Raw genomic sequence first — 16,570 nt, forward strand, 5'->3', positions numbered from 1 at the left:
AGAATCTACGTTCATCTCTCTGTAAAATCGTGCTAAATGCGATCTTTTGCCCTTTCTTTGACCAATTAGTGAACTGAAGATGCCTCTACGGGTGAGCCAAGAGTTTCGACCCAGTGTTGGATGAAAAATTTCTTTTCGTCAGGAAGTAGGTTTTTAGAGCTGCCGATGATGGGGCGCAAAGAAGTGGACATCTGCAAGGTGACGATGATGAAAATGGTGAGCCAGGTCTTCAGGTAAGCTGAGGATTGCATGCCTAAAACTGAGGCCGTTTGTAAAAGCAAACGTGAGCCAAAGTAGAGGCCGATGACCCAGAAGATGAGGCCTAGAAAGCCCATGAAGGCCAATGAATCTGTGGAAGTGCTGAAGACCCAGATGACCGGAGCAAAACCCAGAAGTAAAAGTCCTGCTAAAGAGATCGCTGTGAGTAAAACGGTGGTGATTTGGCTGAGGCGCGCATCCAGCCCGTCTAAGGCGCTAAAGATGTAAAGGCTGGGCAGACAGATGAGCATGGCGATGCAGATTCCCAAGGTGACCTTGAGCGGGGCTGCCCAGAGCTGCATGCCGCCAGAGAAACTGCCTAACAAAAAGCCAAAGACACTGAACGAGATCAGGGTGCTGAGCAGTAAGCGCAGTGGCACTTGTAATTGACCATTTTGGCAGGCATGCAGGATGCGCCCAGGGTATTTAAGCAAATGTTCAGTGACACTCAAAAGAGTGATGGGAACTTGCATAGGCTCCACTAGGATTGAGGAGGTGGCTTTAGCAACAGGTATGGATGAGGAGGGCGGTGGGGTTTCGGTGTTCATGATGTGAGTCATTTTATTTTCGGGAAGTGAAGTGCCTGCCAAAGCAAAAGACAGCGCGGGTGAAGGCCCAGCAGGTGAGCAGGAGACAAATCCACACAAAAAGGCTGCCTAGGACGCCCTCGGGGACTGAGGCTAGGGCCAGTTTGGTCACAGATTCGTAAAAGCTGCCATCGAAGGGGGCTGGCCGTAAAAACTGGACGGGCAGATCTGGGTTTCCGAAAAAGGGGCGTAGGTTATAGGATAGTTGTGCTCCGACAAAAAGATTTCCTGCCAGCCACGCGATCAGTGTGCGCCAGCCAGTCGCCGCATCGCCTGAAAAGACTTGAATGAGTCTAAGTAACTTATGGTTAGCCACAATGCCTGCAAACGCGATGATCGCCGTGTGGGTGAGCAGGATGGTACGGTACCAAGCCTCTGTTCCGGGTTCTCCAGGGCTTGGTGCATCCAACACGACGCCGATAGCTATGGGGCTGAGAGAGCCGACAATCAGACTGAAAATGGCAAAGCTCATCAAACAAGCGTGCAAGGTCTGGCGGAAAGATAAGCCGGAGCCTAGCAACAGCCCCAGCATGCCATTGATGAGTCCATTGACCAGCAAGGTCAGAAAGATGAGGCAGGGCATCTTGACCGCGACAAACAGCCCTTGAATGGGGGCCCGCCACAAGCCGATGGCAAAACCATAGGCAGCACATCCTGAAATAATGGCTGCGACCAAGGGGCCTAGGGATTGGTGAGCCGCTTTGTTTTTTAACCACCCACTCAGCACATCTGGATCTCCTCTGACGAGGGTCTTCAGAGGATGATGGAGGGCTGAGTCTTTCATGCTTTGTGATGCAAAGTAATTGGCTTTGTGATGCAAAGTGTCAACTTGGAAAGTGATATGTTTTTGACTGGGTCTTGCAGGAATTCTTGTCAGCGCAGCTTCAATACACGGCGTATTTCAGCCAAAGCCGCAGGATGGTGAAAAGCTCCATGACCTGTCGGTACGATCAGTTCAGATGAGGCATTCTCCAGATGACTGCTGGTGTAGGGGACGATGCCATCACTGCTTTGTTCAAGCGGCCCTTCACGGCCTCGATTGCCGATGATGCTATGCGTTTCGACATCTTCTGGGAAGGGTAAATCCGCCAAGATACGAAGGGTAGGTTGCCGAGGCGAGAGCGCGCTGACGCTATCTAACTTCCCGCGACCCAGCGCTGCATACTCAGGTGTGAAGGCTCCAGGATTGGCTGCTGAGACACGTTTGAAAAATTCTTGAAACGGTGTGGGTGGCTTGGTGAGCCAACTTCCGATGCGGCCAATGGGGTTGTCTGCAAAAGCGCTACCACGATGGGGCGTGCAGATGAAGATAATGCGATGAATGCTGGAGTCTGGCTCCCATTCAAAGGCATCTTCAAGTACCGCGCGATCTGTGGGTGAGAGTTTCAGGCTGGCAGGGGACTGCGTAAATGCGGCTCTCCAGAACGCGTCACCTGGCCGGACGACCAGCCCTTTGCCGATGATACCGCCCATGCTATGGGTGACCAAGGTGGTCTGTTGCATGGCTGGATCATCTCCCTCCGGGTCTAACAAAGAGCGTAATTGCTTCAATTGAGCCCGCAGTAGGCGCGCGGAATAAAGTGCGGGAGCGGATGTGTTATAAAGGTAATGCCAGATTTGATAGCGCTGGCGGATTTCGGGATCGGCCCAAAGATCATTGCTTAGGTTAGCCCAGGCTAGGGGGCTGGATAAGAGGCCGTGGATCATGATCAGCGGCTCTTTGCGTGGATCGTACGCCTCCATGAGATAGAGTTGAGGCTCACGTTTGGGAGTGCCCGTCAGCATGTCCAATACAGCGGACTGCCGCAATTTGCCAGTGCGGGAGAGTGCGGCTGCCCAAGGGGTGGAAAAATCTGCCGCTAGGGGTTGCAGCTTGCCCTGGTGGAGGAGGTTTTCTTGCCTCAGAGGGCAGAGTAGGCGTATGAAGATACGCTGATTCCCTTGGTGTGCTGGCCCAGCTTGGAAGACGGCGGTAAGAGGACGGGTGATAACCTCGGGAGGAAAGTATTTTTCCAGAGATTCGCGATGAGTGTTTTCGCGTATGGCCAGCAGTGGGATGCCGATGCCTGAGCGCTGGTGGTGATGGATCTTCAGCACTTTCAACCCGTCTGCTGGATGAATTTCATCGAAGTAACTCAGGGGGGATGGGCTCTCCGGGCTTCCTGTAAACTGAATCTCATAGGCGGGTTCACCCGTCTTGTTAGGCTTTAAGATACTGCGGTCAGGAAGCTGGGTGTCCTTCCACCTTTCGACCAAAAGCGCCAAGGCTTTTTTGCCTTCTTGCGACTCAGCACCCTTATCCAAGATTTCAGTCACTAAATCTCTAAGACTGGGTTCTTGGCTGGACTGAATCTGGTGCAAGGGAAACCTGGACATACGCCTGATCTTGGCCGGGGCCATGGCGCAGGAGTTCAGGATGACCAGCAGACTGATGATCCAAAAGGGTAAGAGACGTACCATTAGAGGGGCTGGGTAACGACGCGGACTTGGATTTCGATCAGATCATTGACCAAGTGGCCAGCCAGCCGACTGAAAAAACGGCCTGAGCCATAAAGGACCCCCCAACGAGTCCGATCTATGCTCAATGCAGCCTGCGCAACATAGCGGCCCTCTGCATCGAGTCCTGCTGCTGCGGAGAATTGGATGCTATGGGTGACACCCTTCAGGGTCAGTGCAGCTTTCACTTCTAGATTTTGTGTGCCGGCGGCTGAGCCTGGGATATGTGAAGCGCGTTGGAGGGTTAGTCGGGCCTCGGGGAACAGCTCGGTATCAAAAAAATCATCACTTCGTAGATGGGCAATCAGGACGTCGTGGTAAGGATTTCCGGCCAAGTCATCGCAAGTGATTTCATTCATCGCGAAGACGATTTCACCGCCCGTGATGGTTTCGTTTTGAATGTCAAGGTAGCCAGACTGAATGGGGAGATGACCTGAATGTTTATTGAGCAGGTTACGCCCCAGCCATTCCACACGACTTTCAGTGAGATCGAGCCTGAAGTGTCCAGCGGGAAATGTGAGGGGTTCTAGTGGCTCTTGGCTCCCTTGTTCTGGCAGCCCTGCCTCACACCAGGCCGTGAGGCAGCCCTGAAGCTGATAAACTTTTGTGTAACCTGCGCGCCGCATTTTTTCTGCGGCCATGCTGGCTTCATGACTGGTCTGCGATGCACCATAAACACAAATCGGGGTTTGCAGATGGGGGATTAATTCCTCCAAACGTTTTTGAAAGGTAACTTCAAAAACACAATTGTTCACAGCTCCAGCGATAGCGCGTCTGGAATAATCGTCAGGAAGGCGAACATCTACAATGATCAGACGAGGCTCTTGCTGGCGCAAGGCATTCAATTCCTGAGCGCTGAGTAAGCGAGGGGAGTTCATGGCAGCAAAAGATATTTCCGGGGAGGAGACAGCGATAAATTAATCTTCCTGAGAGAATTTACCAAATGATATGAAAGGAGTGAGGGCCTCTGCGAGGAGATATTTTTTTCAGGTTCAGTGGCTTGGTTAAAGCTGGTGTTCAGAAGCTGCTCTTTTAACATGCTTTCCATGAATGCATCTGATCCCCCTACAACCGTACGTTTGACCCGGTGGTCTCGTCGCGGGGTGATATTAGGAGTGGTTTTGGCGGGGTTCATTTGCACTTCCATTTTGATCGGGTGGAAGTGGAATGTGCCAATCCTACTGAGCTGGTCTCCAGACGGGCCTACGATGAAACGTCTGACGGCTGTAGGGCTGTTAGGCGTGGCGGGTTCAGTTTTATGTCTTTCCTTGAGTCGCTGGCCTAGATGGCGCACCCGAAGAAAAGCATGGGCGTTGATGGGAGGCATCCTTGCCTGGGTGCCACTGTGGGTGGGTGGGCGTGTATTAGTGGGATGGTTATGGGAGGACTCTTTGGTAGATGCGGTGAGCACTTGGCCCGCTCCCGCATCAGGAGTCTGTCTGGTTTTTTTGGCAGTGGCATTATTCAGTGTGCGGGCGCGAGACCCGGCTCTTTTCAGTTTGAGTACGGGTTTAGCAGCAGCCGTAGGTTGGCTGGCACTGGTGAACTTGCTATATGGAAGTGATCCTGGTTGGCCTAACGTTCTTTTTGGCACCGTCTCGTTGCCGACGTCAGTGGTCATGCTGATCCTTGCGGTTAGTTTAACTTTGTTGAGGCCGTATGAGGGCGTCGTGCGTTTATTGGCAGCTCGTAGTGTGGCCGGGACACTGGTCCGGCAGTTGTTACCTTTGGCTATGCTGCTGACTTTTATTTTTGGTCTGGTGCGTCTTTGGGCTCAGGAACGGTGGGCATTCAGTACGGAGTTCGGCACCGCTCTCTACAGCACTGCAACGATGGTCATCTTGTTGATTGTCATCTTGCGCCACGCGAAGTCCGTGGAGCAGGCCGAGCGCTCTCGCCAGCAGTCTGAACGTCGTGTAAAGAAGCTTATCGAGGAGCGTGAGCAGCGCTTTAGCGGGATCTTTAACAGTGCCTCACAGTTCATTGGTTTATTGACTCCAGAAGGGGTGCTTATGGAGTCAAATCAATCCTCGCTAGAGGCAACTGGCTTGACTGCGAATGATGTTCTAGGGAAGTATTTTTGGGAGTGTGCTTGGTGGCGGCCTACAGAGGCTGAGCAGTCAAGAATGCGCCAAAGCATCCGCCGTGCCGCCGCCGGAGAGGTGGTGCGTTTCAGGACGGAATACCTTTCTGCTCAAAAGAGATGGCGCCCGGTAGATTTTTGTCTGAATCCTGTGTTAGACGCTCAGGGGCGAGTGATCTTTCTCGTGCCTGAGGGGCGAGATGTTTCAGATCACCAGCTAGCGACTCATAAGCTGGAAAATATTTCTCAGCGGCTGTTGCTGGCGACCCAGGCCGCCCGGATAGGAATCTGGGACTGGGATCTGATGACGCATGAACTTTTTTGGGATGAGATGATGCATCAGATCTACCAAACAAAAGATTCAGGGGCATCGGCTTCTTATGCTTTATGGGAGAAATGTGTGCATCCAGATGACCGCGAGGCCGCAGTCGCTGCGATCCAAGTCGCCCTAGGTGGCGGGGCTGACTTCGACATGGTATTTCGCATTCTTTGGCCAGACCAGTCGGTGCATTATATCCAAACGAAAGCGATTGTGCAAAAAGATGGAGATGGCAGGCCCATGCGTATGCTAGGGACAAACGCGGACATCACCGCGCAGGTGATGGCGGAGGCGAGATTGCAGGAGAGTGAAGAGCGTTTTCGCCATGCTTTCGAGTATTCGGCCATTGGTTTTGCTCTGTTGGATCAAGACGGCGGGTGGATGGCGGTGAACCGAGCTCTGTGTGAGATCGTCGGTTACGCTGAGGAAGAACTCATCGGGCATCGGTTTCATGAAATTACTTATCCCGAAGATCTCGAAAAAGACATGGATCATCTGAATCGTCTGATTCGGGGGGAAATCACGCATTTTCAGATGGAGAAAAGGTATGTGCGGAAGAATCAAAGCATTGTCTGGGTGTTAGTTACGGCATCCCTCGTGAGAGAGGAAGATGGTAGCCCCGCTTACTACATCGCCCAGGTAGAGGACATCACTCAAAGGCATGAGGCCGATAGGGTCTTGAAGTATCAGCAGGAGCAGTTGAGGAAATTTATCGAACACACGCCTGCGGCTGTGGCGATGTTTGACCGCCAAATGAATTACGTGGCCTCAAGCCAGCGGTGGCTGGAAGATTATCATTTGCAGGAGCAAACACTGTTAGGCCGCTGCCACTATGAGGTCTTCCCAGAGATCGGCGAAGAGTGGAAGGAAGTCCATCAACGTTGTTTGGCTGGAGCGGTGGAAAGCCGGGCTGAGGATATGTTTATCCGTAAGGATGGTCTGGAAGAATGGTTGCGCTGGGAAGTGCGGCCCTGGCTGGAGCCTGGAGGAGATATCGGTGGGGTAGTGATGTTCACGGAGGTGATTACGGAGCGGAAGAATGCGGCAGAAAAAATTCGCACTTCTTTGGAGGAAAAAGAGGTGCTGTTACGGGAAATTCACCATCGGGTGAAAAACAATATGCAGATCATTTCCAGCCTGCTGCAACTCCAGACAAGCTCGCTCCATGACGCGGCCGATGTTGTCATTTTTAAAGACTGCCAAACACGCATCCATGCCATGGCGATGGTGCATGATCGGCTTTATCGTTCAGGCAATCTTTCCACCATTAACTTTGGCGAGCATCTGTGCGAAGTGGCGAATCTCATGGCCTGTGGTCAAGCGGGACTGGGGCGGCAGATCCGGCTGGAGACTGCTTGTGAAGATGTGGAACTGGATTTGGATAAAGCGATCCCGCTAGGACTGATCGCTACGGAACTGATCACTAATGCTTTCAAACACGCTTTCAAGGACCGTGAAGAGGGCTGCATTTCCATATCTCTGCGCTCTAGCGGGGGGCGGAAAATGCAGCTTCAGGTGCGGGATGATGGCAACGGCCTGCCACCTGGGGCCGACCCAATCAGCGCACGAACTTTGGGATTGCGGTTGGTTCGCTCTCTGAGTCATCAGTTGCGGGCGCAGATTTTATTTCCAGTTCAGAATCCCGGTTGTTGTGTTGAGGTGAATTTTGATGTTTAACCCGTCTTCAAAATCTAAATACCATGTCCATCTATGGAGATCTTGTGGCCAAGACGCCCAGCAATCCTCTGACCGTCTTCATCGTTGAAGACGAAAGTCTGGTGGCGATGGATCTGGAAGAACGTTTAACTCAAATGGGTTATCAGGTTTTGGGCATTGCTGATAATGGTCTGGATGCTCTGGCCGAGTTAAAAAGATTGACGGTGGATCTTGTGTTGATGGACATCCATCTACGGGATGGAATGGACGGTGTGGAAGTGGCTAGCCAGCTACGCCAGAGGTCCAACGTGCCGGTGGTTTTCGTGACGGCTCATGCGGATGAAGCAACCCTGAAGCGCGCGGGGCAGACGGAACCTTTTGGTTATGTTTTAAAGCCCTTCGATGAGCGGGAACTACGTGCCACGATTGAGATGGCCTTGTATCGTCACAGGGCGGAGGCAAAGTTGCGCAAGCTTGAGCGCTGGCTGGCCACGACGCTGAACAGCATCGGGGATGGTGTGATCGCCACGGATGATCAAAGACGCATCACCTTGATCAATCCACTGGCGGAGTCTGTGACCGGTTGGTCTCACTTTGAGGCGCTGGGCCGTCCTCTCGAAGAAGTTTTGGAAATCTATGGAGAAGACGGCCGCAATGAAACGTCCGCACTTTTTGTGGAGGCGGTCAAGTCTGGGAGTACTGTCCACATGGGCGAAAATAAGTGCCTAAAGAGTAGGGATGGCCGGATGGTGCCCATCGATGACAGCATCTCACCCATTCGTGACGACGATGGTTACATCAATGGCTGTGTGGTGGTATTTCGTGACTGCACCCGAAGCCAACAGTTGCAGGAGGAAAGGCGACGCCTGGAGACCAAAATGCAGGAGACGCAGCGTCTGGAAAGCCTGGGTGTTTTGGCGGCGGGCATCGCCCACGATTTTAATAATTTACTGACGGTGGTGACGATGAATGCCTCACTGGCAAAGACATTCGTGGCCCGTGAGTCGCAGGTGATGCGCGGGCTGACGGACATCCAGGCTGCGGCTGAGCGTGCTGCCCAGTTGTGCAACCAGATGCTTGCCTATGCGGGGCAGGGACCTGTGAGTAAAGAAGCGCTGTGTATCAATGCTCTAACCAGGGATACAGCTCAACTTTTGACCACTGCCATCAGTAAAAAGACAGCGCTCTCGTTAGACTTAGGCGATCACGTGCCACTGGTGAATGGGGACCGCAGCCAACTCCAGCAGGTGATCATGAATCTGGTCATCAATGCTTCGGAGTCTCTGCAAGACCTACCCGGTAAGATCAAGCTGAAAACTCGCTACATGCATGTGGAGAAGGCGCGGCTCTTTGCCTGTCGCAGTGGCAATTCCCTGCCTGAGGGGAATTATCTCATGATTGAGGTCAAAGATACTGGGGAAGGGATGGAGCCGGAGGTTTTAGCCCGCATTTTTGATCCTTTTTTTACCACGAAATTTACGGGTCGTGGGTTAGGGTTGGCCGCAGTGCTTGGCATTGTGCGCAGTCATGGCGGGGATCTTTCGGTGGAGAGTGTTTCTGGCGCTGGCACGACCTTTCGTATCTATTTACCCACTTTGGAAGTCGCGGAGGAAGTGACACCGGGAGAGATCCATGATTCTACTTCTTGGTTAGGCGCTGGGCATGCATTGATTGTGGATGATGAGGCCACCATCCGTATGGCAGGGCAGGCGGTATTAGAATACCTCGGTTTTCAGGTGGAGGTGGCGGAGGATGGCATGCGGGGATTGGAAAAAATCTTGCGTCAAGCCGTGAGCTATCAAGTGGTGTTGCTGGATCTCACGATGCCAAATCTGGATGGGCGTGAAGTTTATAAAATCGTCCGTGAGCGCATGCCACATCTGCCGATTATTATCATGAGTGGTTATTCCTCGCATCAGGCGACAGATCTCATGAATGATGGGGGGCCAACCTCTTTTATTCAAAAACCGTTTACTGTGGAGGCCATTAAAGAGAAGTTGATGGCACTTTTAGGCTAAAAAAGCATTCAAAAGTGACCAAGTGGCTGTGCTGGCAAGAAACTGGCGTGCAAAGACCGTATTTCTCAGTGGTCTCACCGTCATGCATCTCCGTCACATTTCCCTCCTCCTCACCGCACTGGCTCCTCTAGCGCAGGCTGCGGATGAATCCGTGACTTTTGAAAAGCACATTCGCCCTATTTTGAAAGCTCAGTGCTTTCATTGCCATGGGGAAGAGGGCGAGATGAAGGGAGGGCTGGACGTTAGGCTCGCACGCTTCCTTCTCAAAGGCGGTAAGGAGGGGCCTGCCATTGTGCCTGGGAAGGCGGCTGAAAGTCACCTGCTAAAGATGGTGAGGGAAGGGGAGATGCCAAAAGGAAAGGCCAAACTCAAGGACAAGGAGATCGCCCTTATCGAAAAATGGATTGCTCAAGGAGCGAAAACAGCTCGCCCAGAACCTCTGGCGCTGGGGCCTGAACACGCCTTCACCGATGAAGATCGTGCGTGGTGGTCGCTGCAACCCATTCGCAAGCCAGCGGTGCCAGTTGCTATCAAGGCCGGCGGGAAGATCACCAATTCGATTGATGCTTTCGTGAGTGATAAGCTCACGTCTAACCAACTTTCATTTTCGCCTGAGGCGGATGCCGTGACGTTGATCCGTCGCATCACGTTTGACCTGACGGGCCTGCCGCCGACCCCTGAGGAGGTGGAGAGTTTTGTCAAAGCCTCCGCCCAAGGCAGTGCTGAAGCACGCAAAGCCTACGAGGCGCACATTGAGCGCCTGCTGGCCCGCCCGGCTTATGGTGAACGCTGGGGCCGCCACTGGCTGGACATCGCCGGGTATGCGGACAGCGACGGCTACACGGATAAGGACCTGGAGCGCAAGTGGGCCTTCAAGTATCGAGACTACGTCATCCAGTCCTTGAATAAGGACAAACCGTTCGATCAGTTTGTGCGGGAGCAGCTTGCTGGAGATGAGATGGTGCCGCAGCCTCACAAGAATCTGAATGCCGAGGCCATCGAGAAGATTACAGCCACGGGCTTTCTGCGCATGGCGGCCGATGGCACCGGAGCGATGAATGATAAGGCAGCGCAGAATGCGACCATCGCCGACACCATTAAAATCGTCAGCACGGCCTTTTATGGCATGACCATCGGCTGCGCTCAGTGCCACGATCATCGTTATGATCCCATTACCCAGGCGGACTATTATCGGCTGCGGGCGGTGTTTGAGCCGGGCTTCAATACCAAGAGCTGGAAAGTGCCGAATGGACGGCTGGTTTCCCTTTTGACGGATGAAGAACGTGCCGAGGCCGCTAAGGTAGAAGCCGAAGCCAAAAAAGTGGATGCTGCGCGTCTCGCGAAGGCTGAGGAGTTCATCACCGAGGTGCTGGAGAAAGAACTGGCCAAAGCGCCCGAGAAAGATCGCGATTCTTTGCGAGTGGCCTACCGCACGGTGGTGAAGATGCGTACGCCGGAGCAGGTGAAGCTGCTGAAAGCCTGGCCGCGCATTAACCAGCTTACCTCGGGCTCACTGTATCTTTACGATACCACTTACAAGACCAAGCATGCGGACACGCTGAAGAAGATGACTGATGAGGCCACGGCTGTGCGAGCTAAGAAGCCTAAAGAAGAATTTTTGCACGCCTTTGACGAGGTGCCGATGAAGCCTGAGCTGGTGCCTGCGACGTTTATCTTTAACCGGGGCGACATTGAGCAGCCCAAGGAAAAAGTGCAGCCCGGTGATCTCACGGTGCTCGCCGGTCAGCGCCAGATTGAGGTGCCGGAGAAAACAGCCTCTGTGCCGACCACTGGACGCCGCCTGGCCTTTGCGCAATCATTGACGGATGGTAAGCACCCGCTGCTGGCACGTGTGATTGTCAACCAGGTATGGAAACGCCACTTTGGAAAGGGCTTGGTCAATACGCCGGATGACTTTGGTCAGTTAGGCGAGAAACCAAGCCACCCTGAACTGCTGGACTGGCTGGCCAGTGAATTTATGAGCAGCGGCTGGAGCCTCAAGCAACTGCATCGCCTCATTTTGACCAGCACGACTTATCGTCAGTCTTCCCGTCGGGATGCAGAGCGGGATCGTATTGATCCAGACAATCGCCTCCTCAGCCGCATGAACGTGCTGCGTCTTGAAGCTGAGACACTGCGGGATTCTTTCCTCTCGGTCTCGGGCAAGTTGAATCCCAAGCTTGGTGGTGAGCCTGTGCCAGTGACTTTTAGTGAGGAGGGCCAGATCATCATCGGCATTGATACGCGAGATACCGCTGGTCGCCAGACAGGTAAATACACTTCCCTGAATGGGGAGGAGTACCGTCGCAGCATTTATGTGCAGGCCCGACGTAGCACGCCGCTGGAAATGTTTGCCGCGTTTGATGCCCCGGCCATGACGGATGCCAACTGCGCCAGCCGTCCCGTGACCACCGTCAGCCCGCAGAGCCTGCTGCTGATGAACAATGGCTACATGCGCGAGCACGCCCAGGACTTTGCCCTGCGTGTGCAAAAAGACGTGGGTGCCGATCTGGAAAAGCAGGTTCAGCGCATCTGGCAGCTTAGCTTTGGACGCTCTCCTAGCATGGCTGATCAATTGGGTGCCGTGGACTTCGTGAAAGAGCAGACCGCTTATTACAAAACGCACCCCGCCAAACTGGAGCGCGTGACAGGTGCGCCTGAAAAGACCGATGCCGCCCCAGAGTTGCTTGGTCTTACGGCTCTCTGCCATGCCTTGATGAGCTCCAACGAATTTTTGTATGTGGACTGAATCCTCTGTTTCCCGTCGTAGCTTTTTATCCAATGCTTATGGCATTGGCGGCATCGCTGTGGCTTCCTTGCTGCGTGACCAAGGCCTGCTTGCGAACCCGGCACTCGCAGGTGGACTGCCGCAGCATTTTGACCTCACGCCTAAGCCGGCGCATGGCTTTGGTCAGGCAAAGGCGATGATCTCCATGTTCATGCAGGGCGGGCCGAGTCACATTGACATGTTCGAGCCAAAGCCAGAGCTGATGAAGCTGGATGGCAAGGACTTCCCGGGTGAGATCAAATACGATGATGCGGCCGGTGCCAGCCGGGAGGTGATGGGGCCGCAGTGGAAGTTCAAACCTCGAGGGGAGAGCGGCATTGAGATGAGCGATCTCATCCCTTACATGGGCAGCATTGCGGATGAGATGACGCTCATCCGCTCCATGCACACAGGCGTGAACAATCACGGTCAGTCCATCTATGCACTGCTCAATGGCCAGGTCGTCGGTGGTCGTCCAACTGTGGGAAGCTGGATCACTTATGGCCTGGGTAGTGATAACCAAGATCTGCCAGCCTACGTGGCCCTGACGGACCCGCGTGGCTTGCCCGTGCTGGGCGTGGATAACTTCAGCAATGGGTGGCTGCCCTCCGTGTATCAGGGGACGGTCGTGCGCTCCAAGGAGCCGCGCATTCTCAATCTGGATCCACCCATGTCGCTGAAGGGGGAAGCACAGTCTCGCTATCTAAACTTCGTCCAGCGACTGAATCGCGAGCATGCGGACTCACGCCCAGGTGAAAGTGACCTGGAGGCACGCATTCAGAGTTTTGAATTGGCCGCACGCATGCAAACGGCGGCAAAGGAGGCCCTGGACATCACTCATGAGAGTGAGGCTACCAAGAAGCTTTACGGGTTGGACAAACCGGCAACAGAAGAGTTCGGCAAGCGCTGCCTCATCGCCCGCCGTTTGGTGGAGCGTGGGGTGCGGTTTGTTTCCATCTTTACGGGCAACCAGACCTGGGATCATCACAGCAGTATCCTGACATCTTTGCCGAAGGCTTGCGAACAGGTGGACCAGCCTGCGGCAGCTCTGGTGCTGGATTTGAAACAGCGCGGGCTTCTCGATTCCACCGTGGTTCACTGGGGTGGGGAGATGGGGCGTCTGCCGGTGATCCAGAACCGGGCGGGGGCGAAGGATCGCACCACGGTCGGGCGTGACCACAATACCTATGGCTTTAGCATGTGGGTGGCTGGCGGTGGATTCAAAGCGGGCTACGCTCACGGTGCGACCGATGAATTTGGCCACCACGCAGTGGAGAAGGTGGTGAATCATTATGACTACCATGCCACCCTTCTGCATCTCTTTGGTCTGAACCCGAAAAAGCTGACCTACAAGCGCAATGGAACGGAACAGGTGCTGGTAGAAAATCCTGCTGCCAGAGTCGTTACGGAGTTGCTGGCATGAGTGACGAGCCTGCGGGGACGAGGCCGTTTCTGGAGGCTCTGTTTATCTCCCCTGCACGGGGGCTACCCATGCAGCGGGTGTCTTCCATTTTGGCCGTGGCTGGTCGTGGGCTGGAGGGGGATCGCTATGCGCTGGGGACTGGGTATTATTCGGGGCGGTATGACTGTGAGGTGAGCTTGATTGAAGGTGAGGTTTTGGACCGTATTTCACAGGAGGATGGGGTTCTCATGAGTGGCGGTGAGCATCGTCGGAACCTAGTGACTCGTGGTCTCGCATTGAGATCTTTGGAAGGGCAGCGCTTGCGGTTAGGGGATGTGCTTTTGGAATACCATCGCCCTAGACCCCCTTGTGATTATTTGCAGCGGCTGACGGTGCCTGGAATGACTAAGTCGCTAGGCCGTGGAGCAGGCATCGGGATGAGAGTCTTGGAAGGTGGTCTGCTGGAGGTAGGTATGGAAATCCAAATCATCACCATGTCAGTCAAGCCCCGCCCAAGCTTGCCTTGATTGAATTAATGGTTAGGTGGAGCACTCTTTAAGGTGTTGAGCATTTCCAGTAAATGATCCGTGAGTATGGTAGAAGTATCTTCCTGAACTTGATTGGTGCCTAGCCAGGTTTCATAACCGCCAAGAGGGTGCTGTTCCAGTGTAGGAAGGTAGCCATGGCGGGCATTGGCGAGGCCGATGACCATCGTTTGGGGAAAGGGGCTACGCTTTTTCAGATCCAGCCCGATTTCGACGAAGGTCTCAAACGGGATGCCGCAGATGGCAAAATCGCCGATGCGCAGGGCCTGGATTTTTACCGTGAGGGTTTCCTCGGGACGTTCTGCGGCACCGATGACATTGCGGGCGTAGTTTTGGGCCAGGCGGGGGAGCTGGGCGATGGCATCTTTATCCTTCACGGCCAGCACCGCTTGAGCTTCGGCGACTTGTTGAGGCGTGGGCCGACGATACTTGAGTGTGACCTCTTTTTGCAGCATGCCCAGACGGATATCGGAACGGTGTTTTCCGATTTTTTGATGAGCGAGCCAAGCGGCATCGGCAGCCTTTTGAGCGACAATGCGGATTTGCTCAAAGGGCTCGCGTGGAGGGCGAGTCACTCCAAAAGGGATGTTATTGATGTCCCCAGAAGTGCCGTTGGACATCATGGCCACAAAGCCTTCACCGGTTCGTAGGCGGGAAGGCATGAGGCGAGCAAATTCGCCAAAGTAATCTGCCGACATTTGTCCCTGGGGTGCGCCGCCCACATAGTGCAGGGAGTAATTGGCAAAGAGGGCTAAAGCCTTGCGCTTGGAGTCTTGGATCGAGAGGACGGTGATGTCTGGATCGGTGGGGCCGGCCGGGCGTGCGAGCACATCGGGGCTGGTGCCTGGGTTGGTCTTGACCTTATCCAGACGGCCGAAGGGATTCAGTGGCATTTTACCATCCTTCACATACCAGCGGCGGTTGAAAACTTCGTCCGCTAAAGGATGGGCCGCTGCTCCGGCTGCGGCGGGCTGGAGGGCGGCGTGAGCCTGGATGATGGCATCGGCAGTGCCTTGAACAAACTTTTGATAATATGCGGCGGCAGGCTCACTGCGAATGTTGAGGGAGGGACCACTGTGAGTGTGGGTGGAGCAGATGAGCATCTTATCCACGGGGATCCCCGTCTTCGTTGAAGCGATGGTTTTAACTTCATCCAGCACATCTGGGCCTGCCCCGAGATTGTCCACCACCACCAGGGCTACCTGTGTGATGCCATCTGCCAATACCACTGCGCGAGCATGAAAGGGATCGTGCGCTTTCTCCGCCATGTTCGCGCTGAAGCCCCCTGGCATGTTCATGGGAAACTGCTGAGGTGTGATGTCCACCGCTGCCGCGCCGGCCTGGAGGCCTGATTTATCGGCAGCCTGAACGGTGCAGGAAAACGTGAGCAAACTCAGGGTTAGAATGATCCATCTCATATTCATGAACAACGTGGAATTAAAAATGAGGCGACTTCAAAGAACGCTCCCTCAGGCGGATTCAGGTAGAAATGTGGGGAAGGCTAGTCCTGTGGTCTTTGGTGGAATGGCAGTGGACTGGGCGACATGGAGTTCCACGTTTCTGCCTCCCCAGCGGTAGAGCGTTTTGACCAGTCTAGCGGCTAGACAAGGAACTAGGATGACGGTGGTTCTCCCTCGTAGGGTCTCCAGGGACTGCCATATGAGAGCCGTCGCGGCGTCTTCATCGGTCGCAGCACCTGGGCCGATCATACAGCATGACGGATGCGTGCTGACAACCATGTATCCGGTTAGACTGCCCGCTGCATCTTCTTGCACAAAGACGCGCCAGTCACCCACTTGATTGCGCAGGAAAAAATGGAAGTCTTTTTCACGCCGGATGCTTTGGGTGATGAATTCAAAGTCTGCGATGCGTTTCACGTCTTCAGGACCGGCGAGACGCACCCTCTCATGGCCCTCGGGTACTGGAATGGTTAGGCCAGTTTCAGGCACATTAAACTGCACATCTTGAAAGATAGGGCCCGGTATAAAACCAAGGCGTGTGTAGAGCGAGAAGGAATCCAGATTGAGCAAGCTGGAGACAAGGCGGGCGGGCTTCCCGAGATGCTGGGCTTTGTCCAACGCGGCCTGCATCATCTGGCGTGCAATGCCTTTTCCTGAGGCTTCTGGCGAAGTGGCCACGATGCCGATGGAGAGGTGCGTTTCACGCTCATGCGTGAAGCAGATTCCAAGAATGGCCTGGGTTTCTTCATCGCGTGCCGTGATAGCTTCGCCTGGGTCCAGAGCTTCGTAAACTTGTGGAAAGAGTAAGAAGGGGGCAGGGCTATCACCAAAGCGGGCCCCTTGGCCCAGACGGCTCTCATACCACTTCACCAGGGAACGATGAAGCAGACCTGAGACAGCTTCGTGATCTGCTGCACTCAATCGGCCAAACTGAAGCGTGTGTGACATGATCAAAACTTGAACAAACCCTGGAGGTTCG

Annotated in this window: 11 protein-coding genes; 5 read left to right on the forward strand and 6 right to left on the reverse strand. The window is 54.2% G+C overall.

The annotated features are described in order from the left end of the window. Window positions 1-65: 65 nt before the first annotated feature. The 4 genes from HNQ64_RS05870 to HNQ64_RS05885 all read right to left on the reverse strand — a co-directional run bounded on the left by HNQ64_RS05870 (window position 66) and on the right by HNQ64_RS05885 (window position 4,219). On the reverse strand, window positions 66-806 hold the full coding sequence (locus HNQ64_RS05870; RefSeq protein WP_221305355.1) for a hypothetical protein: 741 nt from the start codon (window positions 804-806) through the stop codon (window positions 66-68). A 13-nt stretch (window positions 807-819) separates the two neighbouring features. After that, complete coding sequence (locus tag HNQ64_RS05875; RefSeq protein ID WP_184206411.1) at window positions 820-1,629, reverse strand: hypothetical protein; 810 nt, start codon at window positions 1,627-1,629, stop codon at window positions 820-822. A gap of 89 nt (window positions 1,630-1,718) precedes the next feature. Then, window positions 1,719-3,221, reverse strand: coding sequence for an esterase/lipase family protein (locus HNQ64_RS05880; RefSeq protein WP_184206413.1), 1,503 nt, complete (start codon window positions 3,219-3,221; stop codon window positions 1,719-1,721). A gap of 83 nt (window positions 3,222-3,304) precedes the next feature. Beyond that, window positions 3,305-4,219, reverse strand: a complete 915-nt coding sequence (locus tag HNQ64_RS05885) for a YceI family protein (protein ID WP_184206415.1) — start codon at window positions 4,217-4,219, stop codon at window positions 3,305-3,307. A gap of 438 nt (window positions 4,220-4,657) precedes the next feature. On the opposite strand from HNQ64_RS05885, the gene HNQ64_RS05890 reads away from it, so the two are divergent. The 5 genes from HNQ64_RS05890 (at window position 4,658) to HNQ64_RS05910 (ending at window position 14,113) form a co-directional block, all read left to right on the forward strand. Further along, a complete protein-coding gene (locus HNQ64_RS05890) occupies window positions 4,658-7,420 on the forward strand; it encodes a PAS domain S-box protein (RefSeq protein ID WP_184206417.1) in 2,763 nt (920 codons plus the stop codon). A 23-nt stretch (window positions 7,421-7,443) separates the two neighbouring features. Continuing rightward, the gene (locus tag HNQ64_RS05895) at window positions 7,444-9,417 is read left to right on the forward strand and encodes an ATP-binding response regulator (protein WP_184206419.1); all 1,974 of its coding nucleotides are present in this window, start codon (window positions 7,444-7,446) and stop codon (window positions 9,415-9,417) included. A gap of 82 nt (window positions 9,418-9,499) precedes the next feature. Beyond that, window positions 9,500-12,166 carry a PSD1 and planctomycete cytochrome C domain-containing protein gene (locus HNQ64_RS05900; RefSeq protein WP_184206421.1) on the forward strand — a complete coding sequence of 889 codons (2,667 nt, stop codon included), beginning with the start codon at window positions 9,500-9,502 and terminating at the stop codon, window positions 12,164-12,166. Further along, on the forward strand, window positions 12,156-13,607 hold the full coding sequence (locus HNQ64_RS05905) for a DUF1501 domain-containing protein (RefSeq protein ID WP_184206423.1): 1,452 nt from the start codon (window positions 12,156-12,158) through the stop codon (window positions 13,605-13,607). Before HNQ64_RS05900 ends, HNQ64_RS05905 begins: the two co-directional genes overlap by 11 nt. Next, window positions 13,604-14,113, forward strand: coding sequence for an MOSC domain-containing protein (locus HNQ64_RS05910; RefSeq protein WP_184206425.1), 510 nt, complete (start codon window positions 13,604-13,606; stop codon window positions 14,111-14,113). The genes HNQ64_RS05905 and HNQ64_RS05910 overlap by 4 nt, the downstream gene beginning before the upstream one ends. A gap of 5 nt (window positions 14,114-14,118) precedes the next feature. Here HNQ64_RS05910 and HNQ64_RS05915 read toward each other — a convergent pair whose 3' ends face one another. Both HNQ64_RS05915 and HNQ64_RS05920 read right to left on the reverse strand, forming a co-directional pair. Continuing rightward, a complete protein-coding gene (locus tag HNQ64_RS05915) occupies window positions 14,119-15,549 on the reverse strand; it encodes a neutral/alkaline non-lysosomal ceramidase N-terminal domain-containing protein (RefSeq protein WP_184206435.1) in 1,431 nt (476 codons plus the stop codon). 51 nt (window positions 15,550-15,600) lie between these two features. Next, window positions 15,601-16,539 carry a GNAT family N-acetyltransferase gene (locus HNQ64_RS05920; RefSeq protein WP_184206437.1) on the reverse strand — a complete coding sequence of 313 codons (939 nt, stop codon included), beginning with the start codon at window positions 16,537-16,539 and terminating at the stop codon, window positions 15,601-15,603. Window positions 16,540-16,570: the final 31 nt, after the last annotated feature.

Origin of the sequence: Prosthecobacter dejongeii, from assembly GCF_014203045.1 — a bacterium.
Lineage (GTDB): Bacteria > Verrucomicrobiota > Verrucomicrobiia > Verrucomicrobiales > Verrucomicrobiaceae > Prosthecobacter > Prosthecobacter dejongeii.

Bases quoted from the DNA above. Each gene is read 5' to 3' on its own strand.
- HNQ64_RS05870 (WP_221305355.1), bottom strand. From the start codon at position 806: ATGAACACCGAAACCCCACCGCCCTCCTCATCCATACCTGTTGCTAAA.
- HNQ64_RS05875 (WP_184206411.1), bottom strand. From the start codon at position 1,629: ATGAAAGACTCAGCCCTCCATCATCCTCTGAAGACCCTCGTCAGAGGA.
- HNQ64_RS05880 (WP_184206413.1), bottom strand. From the start codon at position 3,221: ATGTCCAGGTTTCCCTTGCACCAGATTCAGTCCAGCCAAGAACCCAGT.
- HNQ64_RS05885 (WP_184206415.1), bottom strand. From the start codon at position 4,219: ATGAACTCCCCTCGCTTACTCAGCGCTCAGGAATTGAATGCCTTGCGC.
- HNQ64_RS05890 (WP_184206417.1), top strand. From the start codon at position 4,658: ATGGGAGGCATCCTTGCCTGGGTGCCACTGTGGGTGGGTGGGCGTGTA.
- HNQ64_RS05895 (WP_184206419.1), top strand. From the start codon at position 7,444: ATGTCCATCTATGGAGATCTTGTGGCCAAGACGCCCAGCAATCCTCTG.
- HNQ64_RS05900 (WP_184206421.1), top strand. From the start codon at position 9,500: ATGCATCTCCGTCACATTTCCCTCCTCCTCACCGCACTGGCTCCTCTA.
- HNQ64_RS05905 (WP_184206423.1), top strand. From the start codon at position 12,156: ATGTGGACTGAATCCTCTGTTTCCCGTCGTAGCTTTTTATCCAATGCT.
- HNQ64_RS05910 (WP_184206425.1), top strand. From the start codon at position 13,604: ATGAGTGACGAGCCTGCGGGGACGAGGCCGTTTCTGGAGGCTCTGTTT.
- HNQ64_RS05915 (WP_184206435.1), bottom strand. From the start codon at position 15,549: ATGAGATGGATCATTCTAACCCTGAGTTTGCTCACGTTTTCCTGCACC.
- HNQ64_RS05920 (WP_184206437.1), bottom strand. From the start codon at position 16,539: ATGTCACACACGCTTCAGTTTGGCCGATTGAGTGCAGCAGATCACGAA.